20 protein-coding genes are annotated in these 24,060 nt (G+C 70.3%); 11 read left to right on the top strand and 9 right to left on the bottom strand.

Going from position 1 to position 24,060, the window contains the following annotated elements:
* Window positions 1-27: 27 nt before the first annotated feature.
* The 3 genes from AC07VM_RS07950 to AC07VM_RS07940 form a co-directional block, all read right to left on the bottom strand.
* Complete coding sequence (locus AC07VM_RS07950) at window positions 28-1,425, bottom strand: MFS transporter (RefSeq protein WP_494910614.1); 1,398 nt, start codon at window positions 1,423-1,425, stop codon at window positions 28-30.
* A 101-nt stretch (window positions 1,426-1,526) separates the two neighbouring features.
* On the bottom strand, window positions 1,527-2,636 hold the full coding sequence (locus tag AC07VM_RS07945) for a lactonase family protein (RefSeq protein WP_494910613.1): 1,110 nt from the start codon (window positions 2,634-2,636) through the stop codon (window positions 1,527-1,529).
* 11 nt (window positions 2,637-2,647) lie between these two features.
* Entirely contained in the window at window positions 2,648-3,934 is a 1,287-nt protein-coding gene (locus tag AC07VM_RS07940) for an adenylosuccinate synthase (RefSeq protein WP_267416710.1), read from the bottom strand.
* Window positions 3,935-4,118: 184 nt separating this feature from the next.
* Here AC07VM_RS07940 and AC07VM_RS07935 point away from each other — a divergent pair, with 184 nt between their 5' ends.
* Window positions 4,119-5,069 carry a DMT family transporter gene (locus tag AC07VM_RS07935; protein ID WP_494910612.1) on the top strand — a complete coding sequence of 317 codons (951 nt, stop codon included), beginning with the start codon at window positions 4,119-4,121 and terminating at the stop codon, window positions 5,067-5,069.
* Window positions 5,070-5,081: 12 nt separating this feature from the next.
* On the opposite strand, the gene AC07VM_RS07930 is transcribed toward AC07VM_RS07935, so the two are convergent.
* On the bottom strand, window positions 5,082-6,506 hold the full coding sequence (locus AC07VM_RS07930; RefSeq protein ID WP_494910611.1) for a mechanosensitive ion channel domain-containing protein: 1,425 nt from the start codon (window positions 6,504-6,506) through the stop codon (window positions 5,082-5,084).
* A 2-nt stretch (window positions 6,507-6,508) separates the two neighbouring features.
* Window positions 6,509-8,668 (bottom strand): adenylate/guanylate cyclase domain-containing protein, encoded by a 2,160-nt coding sequence (locus tag AC07VM_RS07925; RefSeq protein ID WP_267416706.1) that lies wholly within the window; start codon window positions 8,666-8,668, stop codon window positions 6,509-6,511.
* Between the two features lie 104 nt (window positions 8,669-8,772).
* Between AC07VM_RS07925 and AC07VM_RS07920 the strand changes: the two genes are divergently transcribed.
* Window positions 8,773-9,474 carry a Pr6Pr family membrane protein gene (locus AC07VM_RS07920; RefSeq protein ID WP_494910610.1) on the top strand — a complete coding sequence of 234 codons (702 nt, stop codon included), beginning with the start codon at window positions 8,773-8,775 and terminating at the stop codon, window positions 9,472-9,474.
* A 65-nt stretch (window positions 9,475-9,539) separates the two neighbouring features.
* On the opposite strand, the gene AC07VM_RS07915 is transcribed toward AC07VM_RS07920, so the two are convergent.
* Window positions 9,540-10,964 (bottom strand): trimethylamine monooxygenase, encoded by a 1,425-nt coding sequence (locus AC07VM_RS07915; protein WP_267416703.1) that lies wholly within the window; start codon window positions 10,962-10,964, stop codon window positions 9,540-9,542.
* Between the two features lie 201 nt (window positions 10,965-11,165).
* Between AC07VM_RS07915 and AC07VM_RS07910 the strand changes: the two genes are divergently transcribed.
* The 8 genes from AC07VM_RS07910 (at window position 11,166) to AC07VM_RS07875 (ending at window position 20,414) form a co-directional block, all read left to right on the top strand.
* Entirely contained in the window at window positions 11,166-12,233 is a 1,068-nt protein-coding gene (locus AC07VM_RS07910) for an AAA family ATPase (RefSeq protein ID WP_494910609.1), read from the top strand.
* A 7-nt stretch (window positions 12,234-12,240) separates the two neighbouring features.
* Entirely contained in the window at window positions 12,241-13,128 is an 888-nt protein-coding gene (locus tag AC07VM_RS07905) for a DUF58 domain-containing protein (protein ID WP_494910608.1), read from the top strand.
* Window positions 13,115-13,606 (top strand): hypothetical protein, encoded by a 492-nt coding sequence (locus AC07VM_RS07900; RefSeq protein WP_267416701.1) that lies wholly within the window; start codon window positions 13,115-13,117, stop codon window positions 13,604-13,606. Before AC07VM_RS07905 ends, AC07VM_RS07900 begins: the two co-directional genes overlap by 14 nt.
* A complete protein-coding gene (locus tag AC07VM_RS07895) occupies window positions 13,597-14,583 on the top strand; it encodes a VWA domain-containing protein (RefSeq protein ID WP_494910607.1) in 987 nt (328 codons plus the stop codon). Before AC07VM_RS07900 ends, AC07VM_RS07895 begins: the two co-directional genes overlap by 10 nt.
* Window positions 14,580-15,629, top strand: coding sequence for a vWA domain-containing protein (locus tag AC07VM_RS07890; protein WP_494910606.1), 1,050 nt, complete (start codon window positions 14,580-14,582; stop codon window positions 15,627-15,629). The genes AC07VM_RS07895 and AC07VM_RS07890 overlap by 4 nt, the downstream gene beginning before the upstream one ends.
* A gap of 196 nt (window positions 15,630-15,825) precedes the next feature.
* Entirely contained in the window at window positions 15,826-18,369 is a 2,544-nt protein-coding gene (locus AC07VM_RS07885; RefSeq protein ID WP_494910605.1) for an RICIN domain-containing protein, read from the top strand.
* Window positions 18,370-18,522: 153 nt separating this feature from the next.
* Complete coding sequence (locus AC07VM_RS07880) at window positions 18,523-19,314, top strand: hypothetical protein (RefSeq protein WP_494910604.1); 792 nt, start codon at window positions 18,523-18,525, stop codon at window positions 19,312-19,314.
* Window positions 19,314-20,414 carry a hypothetical protein gene (locus tag AC07VM_RS07875; RefSeq protein WP_267416694.1) on the top strand — a complete coding sequence of 367 codons (1,101 nt, stop codon included), beginning with the start codon at window positions 19,314-19,316 and terminating at the stop codon, window positions 20,412-20,414. The genes AC07VM_RS07880 and AC07VM_RS07875 overlap by 1 nt, the downstream gene beginning before the upstream one ends.
* Before the next feature lie 165 nt (window positions 20,415-20,579).
* Here the strand turns inward: AC07VM_RS07875 and AC07VM_RS07870 are convergent, their stop codons facing one another.
* Both AC07VM_RS07870 and AC07VM_RS07865 read right to left on the bottom strand, forming a co-directional pair.
* Window positions 20,580-21,575 carry a hypothetical protein gene (locus AC07VM_RS07870; RefSeq protein WP_494910603.1) on the bottom strand — a complete coding sequence of 332 codons (996 nt, stop codon included), beginning with the start codon at window positions 21,573-21,575 and terminating at the stop codon, window positions 20,580-20,582.
* Window positions 21,576-21,643: 68 nt separating this feature from the next.
* The gene (locus AC07VM_RS07865; protein WP_494910602.1) at window positions 21,644-22,615 is read right to left on the bottom strand and encodes an alpha/beta hydrolase; all 972 of its coding nucleotides are present in this window, start codon (window positions 22,613-22,615) and stop codon (window positions 21,644-21,646) included.
* A gap of 212 nt (window positions 22,616-22,827) precedes the next feature.
* Here AC07VM_RS07865 and AC07VM_RS07860 point away from each other — a divergent pair, with 212 nt between their 5' ends.
* Entirely contained in the window at window positions 22,828-23,235 is a 408-nt protein-coding gene (locus AC07VM_RS07860; RefSeq protein ID WP_494910601.1) for a pyridoxamine 5'-phosphate oxidase family protein, read from the top strand.
* Between the two features lie 38 nt (window positions 23,236-23,273).
* On the opposite strand, the gene AC07VM_RS07855 is transcribed toward AC07VM_RS07860, so the two are convergent.
* Complete coding sequence (locus AC07VM_RS07855) at window positions 23,274-23,981, bottom strand: ZIP family metal transporter (RefSeq protein ID WP_494910600.1); 708 nt, start codon at window positions 23,979-23,981, stop codon at window positions 23,274-23,276.
* Window positions 23,982-24,060 lie beyond the last annotated feature (79 nt).

Raw genomic sequence — 24,060 nt, 5'->3', positions numbered from 1 at the left:
CCACCCGCGCAAATCAGCGCGCGACCCTCAGTGCTCCTCGGCCGCGGCGTCCGTCGCATCGGAGGCGACACGGATCCGTGGAGCGAGGACCGCCGCGGCGAAGGCGACCACTGCGGCGAGCGCGAACACTCCGAGGAACGGATCGGCAGCGGCCAGCGCGGTGAACAGCGTTCCGGTGACGGCGAGTGCGAGGGCGCTCCCGAACGAGTCGGCGACGGTCATGGCGCCGCTGTTGAACCCCTGGGTCTCCGGCGTGGACATCGCGAGCGTGAGGGCGCTGGTGCGCGGGCTCATCAGTCCCATCCCCATGCCGGAGATCGCCCAGGCGACGGCCACGACCAGAGCGTCCCAGCCGAAGCCGGCGGTCGCGAGAGTCAGCAGGATCCCGAGCAGTACGAGGACCGTGCCGAGACGCACCGCGGCCACGCTGGAGAGACGAGCACCCATCCGTCCCTGCACCGTCGCAGCCGCGGACCAGGCGAGGGCGCCCCCGGTGAGGGCGAGGCCTGCGAGCGTCGGCGTGAGCTCGTAGCGATCGGTGAGGAGATAGGGCAGGTAGACCTGCGCCCCGAAGAACCCTGCCGCCGCGACGCCGCGGACGAGGATCACGGAGGGCAGACCCCGTCGCGCGCGAAGCGTGCCCCGGGGCACCAGCGGCCGCACGGCGATCAGCGCGACCACCACGGCGACGATGGCGAGCACGGGTCCGACACCGGGGATGTCGCCGACGAGGTTCAGCGCGAGCACGGCGACGGCGGCGAGCACCGACCAGCCGAGGCGCCCGTACGCCCACGGGGTGGCGGGATCCCCCTCGTTCGCGAGACCGCGAAGCGCGGGGATCACCATCAGCAGCGCGACGAGCACCAGGATCACGACGCCGAGGAAGACCCAGTGCCAGCTCCAGAGCTCGGTCACGAGCCCCGCGACCGTCGGACCGATGAGCGAGGGGATGACCCAGGCGGCCGCGAACCCCGCGAAGATCGCCGGATGGAGCGCCTGCGGGTAGACGCGCGCGACCACGACATAGAGCGCCACCATCAGCCCGCCGCTGCCGAGCCCCTGGGCGAAGCGCCCGGCGACCAGCACCTCCATGTTCGGCGCGAGACCCGCGATCAGCAGCCCCACGATGAACATCGCGACAGCCGTGTAGAGCGGGGCGACCGGACCGCGCCGGTCGGCCCAGTTCCCCGCGATCACCATGCCGATGACGCCGGTGGCCAGCGGTCCGGCGAACGCGAGCGCGTACAACCGGTCGCCCCCGAGGTCGGCGCTCACCGTCGGCATCACGGTCGTCACCGCCAGGGACTCGAACGCCCCCAGGAACACAAGCGCGCACGCGCCGATCGTGATCCAGAGGTACTCACTGCTCACGATGCGCGGTGCGGCCGCATCCGGGGTCGACACCTGTCCGGTCTCCGAGGTCATGGAGACGACGCTAGAACCTCAAGTAAGGTTGAGGTCAAGCGGATGGCGCGGAGTCACCGCTCTGAATGGAGGGCTGCCTCCGCCGCGCCGCCCGACCGCCGTCAGCGGACGGGGAGGAAGTGCGTCGGCGTGGGCACCTGCGCCTCGTGGCGGATGCCGAGCGGCGCGCCCGTGCGCTCGTCGAGGTCGAGCAGCGTGATGGTGTCGGAGCGCTGTCCGGCGACGAGCATCTTGCCCTCGTGCACCAGGTGGTGCCGCGGCCAGTCGACTCCCGAATCCGCGAGCGCCACGGACTCCAGCGCTTCGCCTCCGCCGCGCACGCGCAGCGCCGCGATCGTGTTGCTGCCGCGCAGGGCCGTGTAGAGGAACTGTCCGTCGCGCGACCGGGCGAGCTCGGCCGGGAAATCGGTGCCGACCTGGGCGATCGGGCTCGACAGGGTCGACGACACCACGCTCCAGGTGCCGTCCGGCGCGGCCGCCAGCGTGAACACCTCGCACGAGTACTCGGTGACGATGTGCAGGTGCCCGCTGGGGTGGAGGACCATGTGCCGCGGGCCTGTGCCGAGCGGGAGCACGACCTCGTGGTCGAGGACGAGCCCGCTGCTGCTCTGACGCCAGATCCGCACCAGGTCGAAGCCGAGGTCGGTGGTCGCGATACGGCCGTCCGGCAGGTAGGTGGCGGCGTGCGCGTGCGAGGTGCGCTCCCCGCCGACCGCGTACGGATCGACCGCGGCGACGCCGTCTCCGGGAGGAGTCGCGGCCGGAGCATCCGGATCCACGTCGTCCCCGAACAGCGCCGCGCGGAGTGCGGCCGCGGCATCCGGCTTCGCGGGGACGATACGGCCGTCCGCGTCGAGGCCGAAGCGCACCACACGTCCGTCGCCGTAGCAGCTGGCGACCAGGGACGAGCCGTTCAGCGCGACGGCGACATGGCAGACGTACTGGCCCACCGCGGCGGGCGGACCCAGCGGGGTGAGGGCGGACTCCCCCGTTCGCGCGAAGGCCTGCACGGCCGCGTCGCCCTCGAGCGCCGCGTAGACGACGTCGAGGGACGGATGCTGCGCCAACCACGACGGCGACGGCGTCTGCACGACCGCGCCGCGGTAGGCGAGCGTGCTGGCCTCACGACCCTCGTCACCCGCGAGCAGGCCGACGCCGTCGGCGGAACCATCCATCGCGGCACCGTAGCCGCCGAGCCAGAATCGCGTCATGGCGGGCCGGATCAGTCGAGCAGATCGTGGCGGACGATGACCTGGTCGCGCTCGGGGCCGACGCCGATCACCGAGATGCGGGTGTTGCTCATCTTCTCGAGCGCGAGCACGTAGTCCTGCGCGTTCTGCGGCAGGTCCTCGAAGGTGCGCGCGACCGAGATGTCCTCGTTCCAGCCGGGGAAGTACTCCAGGATCGGCTTCGCGTGGTGGAAGTCGGTCTGGTTCACCGGCACCTCGTCGAAGCGCTCGCCGTCGACGTCGTAGGCGACGCACACGGGGATCTGCTCGAGTCCGGTGAGGATGTCGAGCTTGGTGAGCACCAGGTCCGTGATGCCGTTGATGCGCGTCGCGTAGCGCGTGATCGGGGCGTCGTACCAGCCCACCCGGCGCGGACGGCCGGTGGTGGTGCCGAACTCGAAGCCCTGCTTGCGCAGCCACTCACCCTGCTCGTCGAAGAGCTCGGTCGGGAACGGACCCGAGCCGACGCGGGTCGTGTACGCCTTGACGATGCCGACGATGCGGTCGAGCGCACCGGGGCCGACGCCGGCACCGGTCGAGGCTCCGCCCGCGGTGGCGGACGACGAGGTCACGAACGGGTAGGTGCCGTGATCGATGTCGAGCATGGTCGCCTGGCCGCCCTCGAACACGACGACCTCGCCGCGGTCCAGGGCCTCGGCGATCAGGTAGCCGGTGTCGGCGACCATCGGCCGCAGGCGCTCGGCGTACGACAGGAGGTCTTCGACGATCTCGTCGCAGGTCACCGCGCGGCGGTTGAACACCTTCACCAGCAGGTGGTTCTTCTGATCGAGCGCACCCTCGACCTTCTGACGCAGGATGTTCTCGTCGAACAGGTCCTGCACACGGATGCCGACGCGGTTGATCTTGTCGGCGTATGCCGGGCCGATGCCGCGGCCCGTGGTGCCGATGTTGCGCTTGCCGAGGAAGCGCTCGGTGACCTTGTCGAGCGTGCGGTGGTACTGCGTGATGATGTGCGCGTTGGCGCTGACCTTGAGCCGCGACACGTCGATGCCGCGGGCGGACAGGGCCTCCAGCTCGGAGAACAGCACCTCGAGGTCGATGACGACGCCGTTGCCGATGACCGGGTTGACCCCGGGAGAGAGGATGCCGGAGGGCAGCAGGTGCAGCGCGTACTTCTCGTCGCCCACCACGACGGTGTGCCCGGCGTTGTTGCCGCCGTTGAACTTCACCACCCAGTCGGTGCGCTCACCGAGAAGATCGGTGGCCTTGCCCTTTCCTTCGTCGCCCCACTGCACGCCGACGATAACGATTCCTGGCATGGGTGTCCCCCCTGCTTTCGCCGGGTTTGCACCGGCCGATGAGCTGGCCCTCTTCGGGCGACTCCATCTTAGCGAAGGGGGCTCGGGCCCCTTTCGGCCGACGGCCCGCGGTCGGCGGGAAAGCGACGGCGGATGGCGCTTCGCGGGGTCGACCGATGTCCGCGGCCCCTGCGAGGATCGAAGGATGGCAGAAGCCGCATCCGGCGATCCCGGGATCCGCACGAGCACCACCGAATCCACCAGCACCGACGCACCGAAGAAGCAGGGTGCGCTCGTGCTCCTCGCGGCCCTGGTGACGGTGGTGCTGTGGGCGTCCGCCTTCATCGGCATCCGCGGCGCCGGTCCGCACTTCGACCCCGGCGCGATGGCGCTGCTGCGCATGGCGGTCGGCACCGCCGTGCTCACGGTCATCGCCGTGCGGCACGGCATCCGTCTGCCCGAGCGCCGCCACTGGCTGCTCATCGCGGCGTGGGGCATCGGCTGGTTCTGCGTCTACAACCTGGCCCTCAACAGCGCGGAGCTGACGCTCGACGCCGGCACCGCGGCGATGGTCGTGAATCTCGCTCCGCTCATGGTCGTCGTCTTCAGCGGGCTGTTCCTGCGCGAGGGGTTCCCCAAGCCGCTCGTCATCGGGGCCCCGATCGCGTTCCTCGGCGTCGTGCTGATCGGCATGAACTCGTCGACCAGCACGGGCCCCGACATCACGGGCCTGCTGCTCGCGCTCCTCGCCGCGGTCATGTACGCCGGGTGCACGCTCGTGCAGAAGCGCCTGCTCACCTCGGGTGTCGACCCGACCACCCTGACCTGGCTCGGTGCGGGCGTCGGCACGATCGCGCTGCTGCCCTGGATCGGCACCCTCATCGGGTCGCTCCAGACGGCACCGCTGGATGCGACGCTGTGGGTCGTCTACCTCGGCATCTTCCCGACCGCGATCGCCTTCACCACCTGGGCCTATGTGCTCCAGCGCAGCACCGCCGGGCAGACCTCGGCGACCACCTACGTCGTGCCGGCGATCGCGATCCTCATGTCGTGGGCGATCCTCGGCGAGGTGCCGACGCCGCTGATGTTCCTCGGCGGAGCGCTCTGCCTGCTCGGCGTGCTCATCACCCGCCTGCGGTGGCGCCGACGGACCTGAGACGCGAGCCGTTCAGCGTCCGGTGATGAGGCCCCGAGCGAGGCCGAGGTCGGCCAGCCGGGTCGCGGCGAGGCTCCGCTTCAGCTCGAGCGATTCGCCGATCTCGACCGCCAGACGCGGGCGGGTGCGGATCAGGGCGTCGATCGTGTCGAGGGGCAGCACGACCACGGTGAGGATCTCGCCGGCGACGGTCACGGCCTGCGTGCGCTCGCGGGTGAGAGCGGTCTGCCCGATCAGGTCGCCCTTCTCGGCGTGGGCGAACTCGACGCGCCCGTCGTCGACCTCGAGCGCCAGCACCGCCCGGCCGGACAGCACGACCCGGACCTCGTCGGGGACGACGCCGCTGGGCATCACGATCTCGCCGACGCCGTAGCGCTCCAGCCTCGCCGCGGCGAGCACCTCGTCGAAGTCGCCGTCGCGCAGGTGCAGCGTGGGGGCGATCTCCTGGATGGCCTCGACCAGCCGCTGCGGCTCGGCGAGCGGATCGGTGGAGTCGCCGTCGAGTGCGAAACCACGACGCCGCGACGCGTACCAGAGCCAGGACAGGTACATGGAAAGGGCGCGGGAGGCATCCGCCGGGCCGGCCACCGGGATCGACACCGAGTACGCCCCGGCGCCGGAGTAGTCGACCGTCGCGCGCTCACGCTGCAGCCGCATCGGCAGGGAGTCGGCCACCTCGACCAGGAGGGCGATCACCTCGTGCGGCGGGTCATCCGTCGAGAACTTCACGGCCGTCTCGGAGTAGTAGGGCCCTTCGGGCTCGCTCATGTTCGTGAACGAGGCCCCGGAGAGCGTGGAGTTCGGCACGATCTGGATGCCCGAACCGGTGTCGATGTGCACGGCCCGCCAGTTCACCTCGACGACCCGGCCCTTCACCCCGCCGGTGTCGAGCCAGTCGCCGATCTTGAAGGGCTGCTCGAACAGCAGCAGCAGACCGGAGATGACCCCGCCCACCGCGTTCTGCAGGGCGAGGCCGATCACGATCGATCCGACGCCGAGAGCCGTGAAGAGTCCGCCGACATCGGCATCCCACACCCAGGAGAACAGCAGCGCGAGGCCGACGCCCACCAGGACGAGGCGGCCGATCTCCACGAAGATCGAGGGGATGCGCTCGCGCCACGAACCCGGCTTCGCGTTGGCGAACAGCGCGACGTTGAACGCCGACAGCACGAGCAGGATCACGAGGAAGCCGAACACGGTCGCCACGACGCGCGTCCACACCTGATCGGCGGGCGACTGGATCGCGAACACCAGCAGCGCGAACAGCGCACCCACCGGGATGACCCAGTTGCGCAGCATCCGCAGCGGCTTCGCGACCGGGTTGTTCCGCCGCGTCAGCGTGCCGATGAGCTCGGTGAGGACGACGAGGACCACGGGCACACCGACCGCGAGACCGATGAGCCACCAGCCCCAGCCGTCCGTGAACACGTCGCCCATGATCAGACCACCTTCCACACGGTCTCGGTCCTGCCCTGCGTCTCCACCGTCCCGGCCTCGACGTAGGTGACGATCTCCTGCGTGCGGTCGCGGACGGTCTGGCTCACGTAGATGCCGGGCTCGCCCGTGACCGAGCGCACCCGGTAGGCGAGGTTCACGGCGTCGCCCCAGAGGTCGTACGCGAGGCTGGTCCGCGCGACGAGACCACTCGTGACCGTGCCGGTGTCGACACCGGCCCGCAGTCCGATCTGGGTGCCGTTCTGCGCGTTGAATCGCTCCAGCACGCCGACCAGGCTGCGCGCGAAGTCGACCGTGCGCCGGATGTTGTCGACCCGCGGCACGATGAGTCCCGAGGAGGCGAGGTAGCCGCCGCGCAGGGTGCGCACCTTCTCGACACCGGCCTTCTCCGCCGCCTCATCGAAGCCGCGCATCAGGGTGTTCAGCAGCCCGATCTCCTCCTCCGCGCTCATGCCGCGGGCGAGGTCGTCGAAGCCGACGAGCTCGGCGAACACGACCGACACGTTCTCGTGCGCCTCGGTGATCGCCTCCTCGCCCTGCTTGTACTTGGTCGCGACGCTCTCGGGCATCAGCGTGTGCAGCAGCTTCTCGTTCTCCTTCTGCTGCTCCTCGATCAGGTCCTGCTTGATCCGCAGACTCGACGCCATGTCGTTGAACGCGCTGCCGAGATCGCCGAACTCGTCCCGCGAGCCCTGCGGCACCTGCACGTCGAGGTCACCCTCCGCCACGCGGTGCACGGCGCCCACGAGGCGATGGATCGGACGGGTGAACACCTGGGCGAGCAGCAGCGACAGCAGCGAGACCCCGAGGAGGATGCCGAGCAGCGAGAGCAGCACGTTGCGGGTGAAGACGTTCACGGGCTCGAATGCCTCGGCCGTGTCGATGCGGGCGATCACGACCCAGTCGAGACCCTCGATGTCGAGGGGTGCGTAGGTCGTGACGCTCTCCCCGCCGATGAAGTCGCGCCCCACGACGGTGCCGGTGCGTCCCGCCTGCGCCTCCTGCACGGCCTTCGTGTCGACGGGCTGCAGCAGGACGGTGCCCTCGACCTGCTTGATCCGCTCGACGACGGTCGGCGCCATGCCTCCGCTGATCAGCCGCTTGATGTAGTCGGCCGGATCCTCCACGAGCCGGCGCGCCGTGGAGCGCATGAGGTCGTCGCGTCCGACCAGGTAGACCTCGCCGGTGTCGCCGAGCCCCTGCGCCTTCCACTGCTCGTCACCGGTCATCACGCCGTTGATCGTGTCGACCGAGATCTGGAACGCCATCGCCCCCGTGATGCCGCTGTCGTTGCCGACCGGCGAGACGACCCACATCGTCGGGACGTTCAGCGAGGGGATCCAGCGATCGAAGTCGGTGAGCACGACGCTGTTCACCGAGTTCGTGGCGATCGCCTCGGCATACGCCTTCGACAGCGCGGAGTCCCGGTACGGCCCGGTGAGGAGGTTCGTTCCCAGCTCGACGCCCTTGTAAGCGGAGAAGGTGACGTCGCCGTCGAGGTTGAGAAGCAGGGCATCCTCATAGCCGGCCTGTTGGATCAGGCGGGTGAAGTAGTCGCCGTAGCGTTCCGTCGCCGTCGAGTAGCTGGTGCCGTCGCCGCTGTCGTTGAGCAGCAGCTGGGCGTCGTAATCGGCGTCGAAGTCCTTGTTGCCCAGCGCGTACTGGAGCTGCACGTACTGCCCGGCCGCGGAGTCGGGGATGAAGGCCGTGTCGCCGTACTCCTCGCCCGAACGCGACTCGAGCTCGGGGATGAACGTGTCGGCGTAGTACGCCTCGAGCTCGGTCCGCTGCGCCTCGTCGACCTCGACGTCGGACAGCTCGGCGAATCCGCCGTTGATCGCCGTCGACATGCTCTGCGCGCTGAGGTTGCGGCTGTTCAGAGAGGCATCTCGCCGCACACTCTCGATGAAGGTCGTGATCTCCGCCGCACGCATCGAGCGGATGGTGGTCAGCTGGTCGACCGCGGATTCGTGCAGCGACTGCCGCCCGTTCACGAATCCGATCGCACCGACGATGACCGAGGAGACCAGGCTCACCCCCAGCAGCATGATGAGGAGTTTGGACTGGATGCTGAGACCGGCGCGACGGAACCGTCGCTTCTTCGCTCCGGTCGCGTCGATCGTGCTGCTTCCGCCTTCGCTCATATGCCCCTCCGCCATGCGCGTTCTGCGTGAACGGTCCGACGATATCGATATATCGGTGCCGCGGTCTATCGAAACCTGCCACTACAGTTGCCGACGGAGGCGAAATGACGACCTGGTGGCCCTATCTGCGCATCGCCGCAGCCCTTCTCGGCACGGCGGCACTGATCCGCCAGCTGGCGCAGAGCGTCGGCAACGCTCAGGCGTCCACGACGGAGTGGGGAAGTCACCTCCCCACGGTCGTGACGAACTTCTTCAGCTACTTCACCGTGCTCTCGAACATCGGTGCCGTCGTGACGTTCGTGATCGGCGCGGTGTGGATGCTGCGCACCCGCGGACGGAACGATCCGGAGCCGCGCTGGCTCGCCACGCTGTTCGCGTGCGTGAGCACCTACATGATCGTCACCGGCATCGTGTACAACCTGCTGCTGCGCAACATCCCCCTCGACGGCGTCTCGGAGGTGTGGACCAACGAGAGCATGCACGTCATCCTCCCGCTCGCCATGCTCCTCGACGTGCTGTTCGCGCCGCGCCGGCGGGCGCTGCCGTGGTCGACGATCTTCATCGCCGCGATCTTCCCGCTCGCGTGGGCGGGGTACACGCTGATCCGCGCGAACCTCATCACCGCTCCCCTCACCGGCAACGCCTGGTGGTACCCGTACCCGTTCCTCGACCCGCACCAGGTGCCCGGCGGCTACCTCGGCGTCTCGGGGTACATCGTCGGTATCGCGATCGCGATCATCGGCGTGGCCGCGGGCGTCGTCTGGGTGGGCCGCGCCCGCGGAGCGAAGACCGTCGCCCCCGCCTGACCCCACGCACGACGACGCCCCTCGCACCCGGAAGGGTGGAGGGGCGTCGTCGATCCGCCGGGCGGTCAGGCCGTGGCGAGGACCTCACGGTCGTCGTCGTGCGGCAGTCCGCCGATGCTCCGGGTCGGCTCCACGGCATCCGGGTCCACGTCGAGGTAGCGCTCCAGGGAGTCGTCGAGCTCCTCGAGCCAGGGCGTGTGGTGCACGACGGCGATGGTGCCCGTCATGACCGACTCGTACACGCGGTCGCGGTAGCCCATGATGTCGTCCTTCTTGTCGCGCTTCCACGCGAGGAAGATCTCGACGACCCGGTCGATGTCGAACTCCGGGTAGTCGGTGAGCTCCAGCAGGTCGCGGATGTAGTCGGCCTGGAAGCGGATCTCCGCGGCGGCCGAGTCGATCTGCCCGAATCGTGTGCGCCACTCGGCGATGGATGCGGCGCGCTCCTGCTCGTCGGGCAGCGCGAGGCGGCCGAGGATCAGGTCGCGCACGTACCAGGCCTGCGCGTCGAACATGTTGAAGGTGAACCACTGGTCCTGCGCACCGAGGTAGGTCAGACGCGGGTTGCCCTGCCACACCACGCCGCGGTACAGGCCGTCAGGGTAGACGTTGTTCGGCGAGGACAGCGCGAGGTCGTCGGGGAGGAACGGGTACTTGTGCAGGTATCCGGTGCACAGGATGACCGCGTCGATGTGCTTCGAGGTGCCGTCGGCGAAGAAGGCGGTGCTGCCCTCGAAGCGCTCGATCACCGGGCGCTCCTCGATGCCCTCGGGCCAGTCGTAACCCATCGGGGCCGAGCGGAAGCTCGCGGTCACCGAGCGGGCGCCCATCTTGAACGCCTGGCTGCCGATGTCCTCCGCGGAGTAGCTCGCGCCGATCACGAGCACGTCCTTGTCCTCGAACGCCTCCGCGCCGCGGAAGTCGTGCGCGTGGCTGATGTAGCCGGGGAACGTCTCGATGCCCGCGAAGTCGGGCACGTTCGGGAAGGAGAAGTGCCCGCTCGCGATGATCACGCGGTCGAACTCCTCCGTGACCGACTGCCCGGTCGGCAGGTCTTCACTGGTGAGCGTGAACACCTCGCGCTCGCTGTCGAACTCGATCCAGCGCACCACGGTCTGGAAGCGGATCAGGTCGCGGACGTCGGTCTTCTCCACACGCCCGGCGATGTAGTCCCACAGCACCGGACGCGGCGGATAGGAGGAGATCGGGCGACCGAAGTGCTCGTCGAAGCTGTAGTCCGCGAACTCCAGCGCCTCCTTCGGGCCGTTCGACCACAGGTTGCGGTACATGCTGGAGTGCACCGGCTCCCCGAACTCGTCGAGTCCGGTCCGCCAGGTGAAGTTCCACTGGCCGCCCCAGTCGGCCTGCTTCTCGAAGCAGACCAGCTCGGGGATCTCCGCCCCCGCGCGGGCTGCGGATTCGAAGGCCCGCAGCTGCGCCATGCCCGAGGGGCCGGCGCCGATGATCGCTACTCGTTCTCTACTCGTCACGTATTGTCCTCATACTCTTCAGTCATGTATCGGGCGCGGCCGCATCCGAGCGAGGAACAGTTCTGTCCCGGCGGGAGCGGAATGCTCGACCTGCCCGGAACGCGGCTGCTCTTCGACGTTAGCAGGGGGTGGAGCGGATGCGATTACGCTGGTCCGCGGGGGATGGCCGTGACGTGCGTCCCGGAACGAGGGAGCAACCAGATGACCGAGTACTCCACGCCTGACCAGCGGACGACCCCCGCTCCTCCTCCCCCGCCCGCCCCGGCCGCGGTCGCCGCGAACGGCGCACCGACCGGTGCCGAGATGGCCAGGGCGACCGAGGTGCTACGGATCATCTCCGCCTCGTACTCGGCGAAGATGGTCGGCCAGGACCGGCTGCGCACGAGCCTGCTGGTGTCCCTCATCGCCGGCGGCCACATCCTGCTGGAGAGCGTCCCGGGCCTCGCCAAGACCACCGCCGCCAGCACGCTCGCCGACACCGTGAAGGCGCAGTTCAAGCGCATCCAGTGCACCCCCGACCTGCTGCCGAGCGACATCACCGGCAACCAGATCTACGACGCGGCGACCGGCTCGTTCCGCACCGTGCTCGGCCCGGTGCACGCGAACTTCGTGCTGCTCGACGAGATCAACCGCTCCAGCGCGAAGACGCAGAGCGCGATGCTCGAGGCGATGCAGGAGCACCAGACCACGATCGGCGGCGAGATCCACCACCTGCCGAAGCCGTTCCTCGTGATCGCGACGCAGAACCCGATCGAGCAGGAGGGCACGTACGAGCTGCCCGAGGCGCAGATGGACCGCTTCCTGCTCAAGGAGATCGTGGAGTACCCGAGCCCGGCCGAGGAGCTCGAGGTCCTGAGCCGCATCGACTCCGGCGTGCTCGACCCCGACCGGCACGTGGCCAGCGCCGTCAGCCTCGACGACGTGCACCTGCTGCAGGACGTCGCGAGCCGCATCTACGTCGACCCCGCGATCCGCAACTACATCGTGTCGATCGCCTACGTCACCCGGAACCCCGCGCCGTACATCGGCGAGGAGCGCGCCCGGTTCATCAAGTACGGCGCGAGCCCCCGGGCGAGCATCGCGTTCCTGCAGGCCTCGCGGGCGCTGGCGCTGCTGAAGGGCCGCTCCCACGTGCTGCCCGAAGACATCCGCGAACTCCGCCACCTCGTGCTCCGCCACCGCGTGCTGCTCACGTTCGAGGCCGACGCCGAGGGCATCCGCAGCGAGGAGATCATCGACCAGATCTTCGCGTCGGTCCCCACGCCCTGATCCGTCCATGGCCAGCCTGATCACGCAGGTGAAGAGCAAGCTCTTCATCCACTCGACGCGCAAGTCGCTGCACGCGCTCGACGGCGCCTACGCGTCGCTGCTGCGCGGTCGGAGCCTCGACTTCGAGGACCTGCGCAAGTACGAGTACGGCGATCAGGTGCGCGACATCGACTGGCGGGCGACCGCCCGGCTGGGAACACCTCTGGTGAAGCGCTCCCGCGCGACCCGCATGCACACCGTGATGTTCGTGGTCGACACCGGCCGCTCCATGTCGGCCCTCGCGGCGGACGAGAAGTCCAAGAAGGAGCTGGCGATCCTCGCCACGGGCGTGCTCGGCGTGCTGACGCTGCGCCACGGCGACGACTTCACCACGGTCTACGGCGACGCCGCGAAGGTGCGCCGCCTGGCCCCGGGCCGCAGCGAGGGCGCCCTGGAGCACGCGCTCCGCACGATCGACCGCACCATCGACGAGAGCTCCGCACCGAGCGACCGCGACGCCCTGCTCTCCTTCGTCACCCGTACGATCGCCCGCCGCATGATCGTCGTCGTCATCACCGACGAGGCCCCGGTCACGAGCGAGACCGAGCGGATGCTGCGCCGTCTGCGCGTGCAGCACGACGTGCTGTGGCTCACGCTGCGCGACGCCGAGCCCGTGCTCGACCACGCCACCGGCCGCATCCGCAGCGACGTCGACAGCCGCTGGCAGGTGCCGGACTTCGTACAGGGCGACCACGGCATCGTGCAGGAGCTGACCGCACAGCGCGAGGCGGATGCCGCGCACCTCGCCGAGATCCTCACGCGTTTGGAGATCAGCCACTCCGCCCTGGACGGGCAGGACGACGCCGTCACGCAGCTGCTGCACCTGCTGAATCGGAGGTCGAATGCCCGGCTCTGACGAGCTCTACCCTCCGGCGCAGTACGGGTGGGGATGGATGCTGCTCGCGATCGGCATCCTCGCCCTCCTGGTGCTGGGCGCCTGGCTGCTCATCGTGCTCACGCGTCCGCGCCGCACCCTCCCGCCCGCCGACGACAACTCGGGGAACCCTCCGCTGATCATCGACGTGCTCTCGCAGCTGCGCACCGAGTACCTCGCCCGCATCCAGCAGATCGAGACCGACTACCGCGAACGCCGGATGTCCGCCCGGCAGGCGAACCTCGAGCTGAGCCGGGTGGTCCGCACGTTCGTGAACGAGTACAGCGGCCTGGAGGCCCCGGTGCTCGCGCTCGACGACCTGGTGGCCCGGGGTGTGCACCCCGCGCTCATCGACGCGATGGGCCGCCACTACTACCCCAGCATCTTCCGCCAGGGGCCCGCGATCGATCCGGTTGCCGGCGCCGAGGCCGCGCGGACGGTGGTGCGCACATGGCACTAGCGAACGTGTGGATGCTGGTGGCCGCGGTCGCCGTGGTGCTGATCGCGCTCACGGTCGGCCTCATCCTCGGACTGCGGAAGGGCGATCGCGTCCGCGGCGGCGACGCGGCCCGGGTCGCCCGCGCCGAGCGGCTGCGCGCCCTCCCGACGTTCCGCCGCGCGCTCGCCCGTCGAGCCGTCGCGCTCTCCGGCATCCTCGCGCTGGGCGCGCTGACGGCCGTCGTCGCCGGTGTGGTGGCCGCCCGGCCGATGTCGGCGCAGACCATCCAGCCCGTGAACACGAGCCGCGACATCATGCTGTGCCTCGACGTCTCGGGGTCGATGACCGAGGTCGACGTCGAGGTGCTGACGGTGTTCGACGAGCTGCTGGACGGGTTCGAGGGCGAGCGGATCGGACTGACGATCTTCAACAGCTCCCCGGTGCAGATCTTCCCGCTGACCGACGACTACGACTTCATCCGCGAGCACCTGGCGAGCATGACGGAGAGCTTCGACTACGTCGACCAGATCCCCGAGCACTGGGTCGGGACGCTCAACGGAGACGGCGCGTCCCTGATCGGCGACGGCCTGGCCGCCTGCACGATGGGCTTCGACCGCCCGGACGACGAGCGCTCGCGCTCCGTGATCTTCGCGACCGACAACGAGGTGAACGGCGCCTCGATCGTGACCCTCGAAGAGGCCGCCGCCTATGCCGCATCGAAGGACGTGCGCGTCTTCGCGCTGAACCCGGTGCAGGGCAAGGACGCCGATGTCAGCGCGGAGCTCTCCGCAGCGGCCGAGGCCACCGGCGGGGCCGCCTTCGGCCTGCGCGATACGACGACGGTCGCGGACATCGTCGCCCAGGTGCAGGAGCAGGAGGCGACGGAGCTGCGCGGCGAGGTGCAGGTGGTCTGGACGGACACGCCGAACCTCTGGATCGTTCTGCTCTCGGTCGGCCTGCTCGGCCTCGTCGTGGTGCTGTGGAGGGTGCGACTGTGATCTTCCAGCCCGTCCTCCACCCCCTGCTGATCGCCCTGCTGTGCGTCCCCGTCCTCGCGCTGGCCGTCTGGATGCTGGTGCGACCGCCGAAGTCCGCCGGCGTCGCCACCGCCGATCCGCGAGCGCTCGCGGGGCAACGCGCCCTGTGGGCGATGCGCGTGGTGCTGGTGCTCGCGTGCGCCGTGCTGCTGCTGCGTCCCGGCATCCCCGGCGGCGCCACCCAGACGCTCGCGACCGACACCGACATCGTGCTCGTCGTCGACACCACGGCGAGCATCGTGGCCGAGGACTGGGGCGACGACGAACCGCGACTCGACGGCATCCGCGACGACGTGCGGGCGCTGGTCGAGGAGTACCCGGGCGCGAGATTCGCCCTCATCACCTCGGATGCGGCGGCCGAACTGCGGATGCCCCTCACCACCGACACCACCGCGCTGATGGGCTCGCTCGAGGTGCTGCGCCCCGAGGTCACGAGCCAGTCCCGCGGGAGCTCGATCGGCGTCGCGGCTCCGCTGCTGTCGGAGACCCTCGCCTCGGCGGCCTCGTCGTCCCCCGACCGTTCACGCATGGTCTTCTACTTCGGCGACGGCGAGCAGACGGTCGACACGGAGCCGGAGTCGTTCGACGCGAGCGCGAAGTACACCGACGCGGGCGGGGTGTTCGGCTACGGCACCACCGAGGGCGGACCGATGCGGATCACGACCGGCGGCGTCTCCGAGGACGGGGCCGGCTACATCCAGTACGAGGGCGCCGACGCCCTGTCCGTCATCGACGAGGCCAACCTGCAGGCGATCGCGGAGCAGCTCGGCGTGGAGTACCAGCACCGCACCGCGGACGCCGCGCCCGCGCTCCCGGAGGCCCCCTCGACCACGACCAGCTACGCCGAGTCCGGCGAGGTCGGCAACGTCACCGAGCTGTACTGGATCGCGGCGCTCGTCATCCTGGCGATCCTCGGCGCGGAGCTGACGCGCGCCGCGATGCTGATCGCCAAGCTCCGGAACCTGCGGGCGCCGCGGCAGCCCGGCGCCTCCCGGCCCGGCGCGTAGGCCTCCGACCCGCCGTCTCGGCGACGCCGGACCCATGGTATTGTGTTACGCATTGCGCGCTATCGTGCTGCATGGGGTTCGCCGTCGCGCGCCGGCCGGTTCAGATGAGCATTCTCGGGGAAGCTCTCGCGGTTCGGATCGCGCTGCGATGTCGCGCCGACGGAGCGTCGGCGTCAGATGACTGGGGAAGCACATCATGGGGAAGAGAATCGCGCTGAAGCGCGCTCGCAAGGGAGTCGTCGGGGCCGTCATCGGCGTCCTCGTCACGGCCGGTCTGGTCTCGTTCGGAGGGGGAGCAGCGACGGCGGCGGTGACGCCGGCACCACCTCCCCTCCTGCAACGCGACGACGGCGTCGTCACGTCCGATCCGATCCCGACCGTGCAGATCGACAACGGGTACGTGTGGGCGCAGACGACCATCGGGTCCACCGTGTACGCGGTCGGCAAGTTCGACAACGCGCGGGAGCCGAAGGCCGCGCCCGGCACCGCCCTCACGGCGCGCTCCAACGTGCTCGCCTACGACATCGGCACCGGGACGCTGCTGCCGTTCGCCCCCAAGGTCAACGGCGTCATCAAGGCCGTCACGGCCTCACCCGACGGAAGCCGCATCTACATCGGCGGATCGTTCAACTCGGTCAACGGCAAGGACCGGTGGAACATCGCCGCCCTCGACGCGACGACGGGCGAGCTGGTGCCCGGATTCATCCCGTCCATCGGCGGCTCCGGCGTGTACGCCCTCTCCACGTCCGGCTCGAGCGTCTTCGCGGGCGGACAGTTCACGCAGGCCAACGGCACGGCGAGGAAGAACCTCACCGCGTTCGACGCCTCGAACGGCGCTCTGCTGCCGTGGACGCCGCAGACCGACCTGCAGGTGGACGCCATGGTGATGGACCCGGCCGGCAAGGACGTCGTCATCGCCGGCCGCTTCTCGCAGATCAGCGGCAACACCTCCCTGCGCGGGATCGGCGCCGTGGACCGGACGACGGGCGCGGTCGACACCGGGTGGGAGCTGCCCAAGACCGTCAAGAACGGATCGAACACGGGCGCCAACGCCGGCCAGGCGGGGATCTTCGGCCTCGCGGCCGACTCCGCCGGTGTCTACGGAACGGGCTGGGTGTACGCCAACGCCGACGTGGGCAACCTCGAGGGCACGTTCGCGGCCGAGGCGGGCACCGGCAAGGTCCGCTGGATCGCGGACTGCCTCGGCGATCACTACGGCGTCTACTCCACGGGGAAGGTCGTCTACACGACGAGCCACACCCATGCCTGCAGCACCATGGGTCTCCACCCGGAGCAGAACCCGCGCACGCACCGCTACTCCGAGGCGTACACGACCGACGCCCGGGGAACCCTGGGGCACCAGCCGGCAGCGCCCGCGTACAAGGACTGGGCGGGAACGCCCGCACCGTCGCCGTACGCCTGGACTCCGGACTGGGCCGTCGGCGTGACCACCGGAATGGGACAGGCCGGGCTGTCGATCACGGGCACCGGCGACATGATCTCCGTCGGCGGGGAGTTCCGCTCGGTCAACAACGGCCAGTTCGAAGGGCTCGTGCGCTTCTCGACCGCTCCTCCGGGAGGCGCGAAGGACAAACCTCGCCTCGCGGGCGACACCTGGACGGGCACCGCGACGCAGAGCGCCGACGACGCCCGCCGCGTGAGCGTCTCCATCCCCGCCAACTGGGACCGGGACGACCTGACGCTCACCTACGAGCTCCACCGCTCCGACACGAGCGCTCCCGTCGCGACAGCCACGGCCGATGCGACCTGGTGGAACCGTCCGGCCGTGAACCTCGTCGACACGGCGGCGCCCGCGGGCGCACTGCAGTACACGGTCGTCGCGCGGGACGGCAACGGCAACACCGCGACGAGTGCGGTCCTCGCCGTGCAGAAGGCGGCCGCGCTCCCCTCCGGACAGATCGCGATCATCGCCCCCGTCAGCGGCAAGGCGGTCGGCGTGTCCGGCACGGCATCCGCGACCGTCCAGCAGACGATCACGGACTCGCCGTCGCAGCGCTGGACCGTCATCCCGAAGGCGGAGGGTCGCTTCCAGCTGAAGAACGCCGCGACCGGAGCCTGCCTCGCGGTCTCCGGTCAGAGCCAGGCCGACAGCACTCCGGTGCTCCAATGGGCCTGTGCCGACCAGCCGCACTTCCTGTGGAGCCTGAAGGATGCGGGGAACGGCTACAGCCAGCTCGTCGCCTCGCACTCCGGCAAGTGCCTCACGCTCAGGGCCGGCAACTCCGCAGACGGCACCCCGTTCGTCCAGTACGACTGCGCGGCCCAGCCCGCGACCTCCTCGCAGTTCACGCTGCGCGCGGCCGGCCAGGCCACGATCGTCGCCCGCGGCAGCGGCAAGGCGGTCGGGGTGTCCGGCACCGCCGCCCAGACCGTCCAGCAGACGATCTCGGGGGCCTCCTCGCAGCGCTGGACGATGGTTCCGCGGGCCGACGGCCGATTCCAGCTGAAGAACGCCGCGACCGGAGCCTGCCTCGCCGTCTCCGGCCAGAGCCAGGCCGACGCCGCGAAGGTGCTGCAGTGGACGTGCGCCAATGAGCCGCACTTCCTGTGGAGTCTGAAGGATGCGGGCAGCGGCTACAGCCAGCTCCTCGCCTCCCACTCCGGCAAGTGCCTCTTCGTCGCCGGCGGCAGCAACGCCGACGGTGCGGAGTTCATCCAGAACACCTGCACGGCCGCGCCGACCACCGCGTCCCAGTTCACCCTGCGGATGTCGAAGTAGGCCCGACGGCATCCGGCCGGCTCCGGGGTGGACCCGGGGCCGGCTGGATGAGTCCGTGAGGTTCCGCGGATAGGATGTTCAGCGCTTCGTCGTGCCGCTCCGAGAACCGCTCTTCTCCAGCACCGCGGCCGTCGAACGGTGAGGGGGTGGGGTGTGACGGGCTCTTCGACACGACCCGATCTCGGGCCCGTCGGAGCATCGGCTCCGGATGACCGGGCGGCCGCGCTCCTGCGGTCCAACCGTCGCCGTCGCAGCGTCCGCCGCTGGGTCGCGATCGGGACGCTCCCGCTCACCCTCGCCGCACTGCTCTTCGTCGGCAAGCTGCTGAGCATGTACGCATTCGCCCATCAGGCGATCACGGCCTATGTGGTGGACGACTTCGCGGGCTCGGAGGCGTCGGCACGGGGCCTGGACTTCCTGAACTGGTTCGAGCCGTACAAGGCGCCGTTCAACATCGGCACGGCACTCGGGGCGGCCGAGGAGCTGCCCGAGGCGAGGGCGGAACTCGAGGAGGCGCTCGACCTCGCGACGGGGCTGGAGGTGTGCGGCGTGCGCATCAACCTCGCCCTGGTCATCGAGCGGATGGGCGACGCCGCGCGCGCCGACGGCGACGGCGCGACAGCGACCCAGCTCTACGGCGAGGCCCTGAGCGTCACGGTCGAGACCCCCGAGGAGTGCCACAGCGAGGAGGCGCAGCAGCAGTCCTCCGATCCGCAGCGTGACATGTCCGATTCCCTCGACAGCACCGAGGACCGGCTGAAGCAGAAGCAACAGCAGCAGGAGCAGGAACAGCAGCCCCAGCCCCCACCGCAGCCCGGTGACGACGAGCAGCCCTCCGAGGACAAGCTGAAGGGCCTCCAGGACAAGCTCGAGCAGGGCACGCAGGAGCGCGACCAGCGGCAGGGCGACGACCCGGGTGGTTCGGGGACGGACAAGCCGTGGTGATGGACCCCGAGAAGCAGCGGGCGCGCTACGTGTCCCACACCGAGGGTGCACCACCGGTGCCCCCTCCCGGCGGCTACCGTGGTGCGCGACGCCAGGCGAACGGCCCCACCCCGCCTCCGGCCGTTCCGGTCGCGGCACCGGCGCAGGAGCCGAAGAAGCCGGCGAACGCGCTCGGCTGGATCGCCCTCACCGCCGCCATCCTGTTCGCACTGATCCTGCTCGGCACGCTGATCGCCGGCGGCACCGACCTGCTCTACGGCATCACGATGCTCACCCTGCAGCTGGTCGTGGTCGCCACGGTCATCGCCGCCCTGTTCTCGCCTCGGGGGCGGATGCTGGGGGCGATCGCGCTCGTCGTGACGATCCTGTTCAACGTCGCCACGGTCGGCGGCATGAGTGCCCTGCAGACCTCGGCCTCCGGGAACTACCAGGGCACCAAGACCGCCGAGCAGAAGCACGCGGAGGCGTATCCGGGCATCAAGGGGACCGATCCGCAGCAGACGCTCTCGCAGCAGTCGCTGGAGGAGGTGCGCGCGCAGTCCGAGGCGCTGTTCGCCGAGATCCGCACGCGGCTCACCGAGGAGTTCGGCTACACCTGGACGCCGGTGGGCGACGAAGACCTGCGGCCCGAGCGCAACGGCTACGGCGGCGAGTCGATGCTCGTCGAGTTCACCTCGTCGGGCTGGGCGACCACCGAGCCGATCCAGGACTACGACCGCAAGCTCGAGGTCATGGCCGTCATCAATGAGGTCGTCGTCCAGCACGGGCTGTGGGACCTCTACTCGTTCAACGATCCAGCGGGGTCGGGCATCGACTCGGCGATGATCGCGAAGCTCTACGGCAGTGACGACCCGCGCACGCAGACCACCTGGGAGTACTACACCGAGAACTACCCCGATCCGCTGCGCTTCTACGCCAACATCTACGACCTCTCCAACGATCGGGACGGCGGCTTCCGGGCCGCCCGCGAGGCGCAGAACGCGCGCACCGGAGAGCCGCTCGAGGGCCTGCAGCTCGTGGTGATCGCGAGCGGCGTGCTCAGCGAGGCCGACCGCGCGGAGTTCGAGGCGAAGCTGCAGGAGTACCCGGGCTTCGAGTGAGCGCCGGGGGTCTCGGGGCGAGAACCCGGAACGACCTCGCGTCCTTCGGCGGGTCGGACGACGACACGCCTCCGTGCACGCGGACCCTCTCCGTTTCGGCCCCGGCTCCGACCCCGGCTCCGGCCCCGGCCCCGGCCCCGGCCCGGACTCCGGCCCGACGGCAGCTCACGAGCCGAGCGTGAGCAGCATCCGGGCGAGGACGTAGCGTGCGTGTCCGCGCGGGGTCCGCGGGTCGTAGCCCAGGGTCTCCACGAGCGCGGTCAGGCGCTCCTGCACGCTGGAGTGGTGCCGCCCGAGACGCAGCGCCGCGGCTCGCACGCTCTGCTCCTCGGCGACGGCGTCGAGCAGCTCCCGGCCGCGCTCGTCGAGGCCGCCCAGAGCGACGGCGTCCGGATGGAGGGGACCCTGGTCCGCGGTCTCCGCGACGAGCAGCAGCGCTCCGAGGTCGGCGGCATCGACCACCGGCTCCGCGGGACCGGTCAGGCGCACGGCCACGAGCGCGGACGACCACGACTGCGGGAGGCGCTCGCCCGGCCCGGCGGTGCCGAGCCCCAGGCGCAGCGCCGATCCTTCCGGCCACGCCTGCACGGCGTCCGTCCGAGCGTCCAGGATCGTCGCGCGTGTGAGACCGTGCCGGGTGGCGACCACGGCCGACGGATGCTGCGGCAGCGGCGCCGGATCCGGCGGGGACGCGACCAGTCGGAGGGCCTCGGCGGCGATCCGGAGGCGGGGCAGCGCGGCGGCGCGCTCATCCGCACCGGCGTAGGAGCTGATGGCGAGCTCGACCGCGCTCTCCGGGCCGACCGCACGCCGGGCGCGGATGATGCCGAGCGCGAGGGCCAGCCTCTCGAGGATCATCGCGTCGTTGGTGTGCGGCTCGCCCTCGCGCTCGATCCAGGCGACCGAATCCGGACCGCTCTCCCGGATCGGCCAGGCCGAGGAGGGCTCGACCGGATCGATGCGCACTCCGTCGGCGCGCACCCGCACGATCTGGCGACCGTCGCGCTGGCCGACGGTCGCCCCGCTGAGCACGGCCGCGCCCCGCAGCATGCTCTCGATGCCGACGGAGCGCGCGACGAGGGCGTCGAAGTACGAGACGACTTTGAGCGTCTCGCTGGCATCCGGGTCGAGGGCGGTGAGCCGCCCCAGCAGATCTTGCATGTCGGGCTCCATCGCGCGGGAATTCCACCCTACGGGGTCGACGGACGACCCCGTAGGGTGGAGCGGACTCAGCCGAGGAGGCGGTTCACCCAGCTGTCGCGCGCGGCGAGCATGGCCTGCGCGACGGCGCTCTGCGGGGCGAAGGCCTCGAAGGCGTGGAAGCCTCCGGCCCAGACGTGGAGCTCGGCCTGGACGCCGGCTTCCCAGAGCTTCGAGGCGTACGCGACGTCTTCGTCACGGAACACCTCGGCGCTGCCGCAGTCGATGAACGCGGGCGGCAGACCGGACAGATCGGTTGCGCGTGCGGGGGCGGCGTAGATCGAGACGTCGTCGGTGCCCTTGCGGTCGCCCAGCAGCGCCGTCCAGCCCATCACGTTCGACGCGCGGTCCCAGAGGCCGACGCCGTCGATCTGCTTGGTCGACACGCTCTCATCGCGATCGTCGAGCATCGGGTAGAGGAGGAGCTGCCCGACCAGGGCGGGCCCGCGGCGATCACGCGCCAGCAGCGCCGTGCCGGCAGCCAGCCCTCCCCCGGCACTGCCGCCGGTGATCAGGAGGCGGTCGAGGTCGATGCCGAGCTCCTCGGCGTGGTCGGCCGTCCAGCGCAGACCGGCGTAGCAGTCCTCGACGGGGTAGGGATCGGGGAACTCGGGGGCCAGTCGGTACTCCACGGCCACGATGACGCCGTTGAAGCGCTCCGCCCAGCCGAGGAGCCCCTCGACGCCGAGCCAGCGGTCACCGACGATCATCCCGCCGCCGTGCGTGTGGAAGAACCCGGGGCCTGTGCCCGTCCGCCCCTCCTTCTCGACCACGGAGACGATGATCGCATCGCCGTCGTGCCCCTCGATGGTGACGTCGCGCCAGACGAATCCGCGTGCGGCGAGGAGGTCGGCCATCTCGTTCTCGCCGCCGACGACCGACTGCCGCATGAGCGGGATCATCTCCAGCGTGAGCGTGGTGGGCACTTCTGCTCCGGCGAGCACGAGTGCGGCTTCGAGTTCGGGGTCGAAGGGCGGTCGGGCCAGGGTCGTGTCAGTCATCGGAACTCCTTTGTTCGCGGTTGTCCGGCCGCCTGCGCGGCAGCGTCCAGCCAGCCTTCCTCACGCCGCACCCGAGGATAACCCGCCAGCCGGGGCCGATCCGATGCCGCCGGTCCGCCGGGTGGCGGGGCCGCCGCTGCCGGCATCCGGCGACTCCCTTGATGGTGTGTCCCCCGCCGGATAGCCTGACGCCGGAGGGAAGGGGTGCGCGCATGATCCGAGAACTCGACGAGCAGCAGTCCTATGAGCTGCTGACCACGACGACGATCGGGCGGATCGGCTTCGTCCACGGCGGGCGGGTGCAGATCCTTCCGGTGAACTTCGCCGTCTCCGGACACGAGCTGCTGCTGCGGACCTCGCCGGACGGCCTGCTGGCCGAGCTGACGAGAGAGCCGGCGGAGGTCTCCTTCGAGGTGGACTATCACGATCCGCTCGGAAGCACCGGATGGAGCGTGCTGGCGCACGGCAACCTCTCCCGCGCAGCGGAGGACGAGGCCGCCGCCATCGTCGCGCGCGTGCATCCGTGGGCGGGCGAGGATCGGGTTCTCCCGCTGACGCTCAGCGTGGAGAGCATCTCCGGCCGGAGCGTGCGACGGGACTCCTCCCGCGGGAAGATCTGACGCGCCGGCGTCGCCCCGTCGTCGTCGAGCGCCGTCGCTCAGGAGGCGAGGGCGAGCCCCGCGGCGAGCGCGAAGCCGAGCACGGTCGCGAGGCCGGTCGACTCCTTGGCCTTGGACTGCGCCTCGGGGATCATCGAGTCGACGAGCATCACGAGCAGCGCCCCCGCGGCGAATCCGCTCGCGGCCGACCGGAACTCGTCGCCGGTGATGCTGGCGAGACCGAAGCCCGCGACGGTCGCCGCCGCGCAGATCACGGCGACACCGGCCCACAGCAGCAGCACCCGCGGCTTCGCCATGCCGCCCTCGAGCAGGTCGGCCGCCGAGCCGATCGACTCCGGCAGGTTCGAGACGAGGATGGCCACCACCAGCGCGATGCTCACGGGCTCTCCGGACGCGAGTCCGATGCCGAGCACGAGCTGCTCCGGGATGCCGTCGAGCAGGGCGCCGACCGCGAGCTGGCCGCCGCCCGCCTGCTGCTTCTTCTTGGCGGCACGGGCATCGAGGATGCGGTCGGCGATGTAGTAGCTGAGCGCACCGGCCGCGACACCGACCACGAGCGGGATCGGGCCGGCGAGGTCGAGCCCTTCCTCCCACAGCTCGAAGGCGATGGAGGCCATCAGCGCACCGGCGCCGAAGCCCAGGACGATGCCGAGCCAGCGCGGCGGCCACTTCCGCAGCAGGGCCAGCACGGCGCCCACGAACAGCGGCGCCGCCGCGACCGCACCCCACAGCACTGCTCCGCCCATGTCTACCTCCGTGGGGCCACTCTCCCACCTGCACGTGCCTCTCGCCGCACCCGGCCGCGGGGAGCCGGTGAATAGGATG

This window comes from Microbacterium sp. GW821-FHT01D02 (assembly GCF_059422585.1).
Note: the sequence above shows the minus strand (reverse complement) of the source record. Positions and strands in the feature narration are given on the sequence as shown.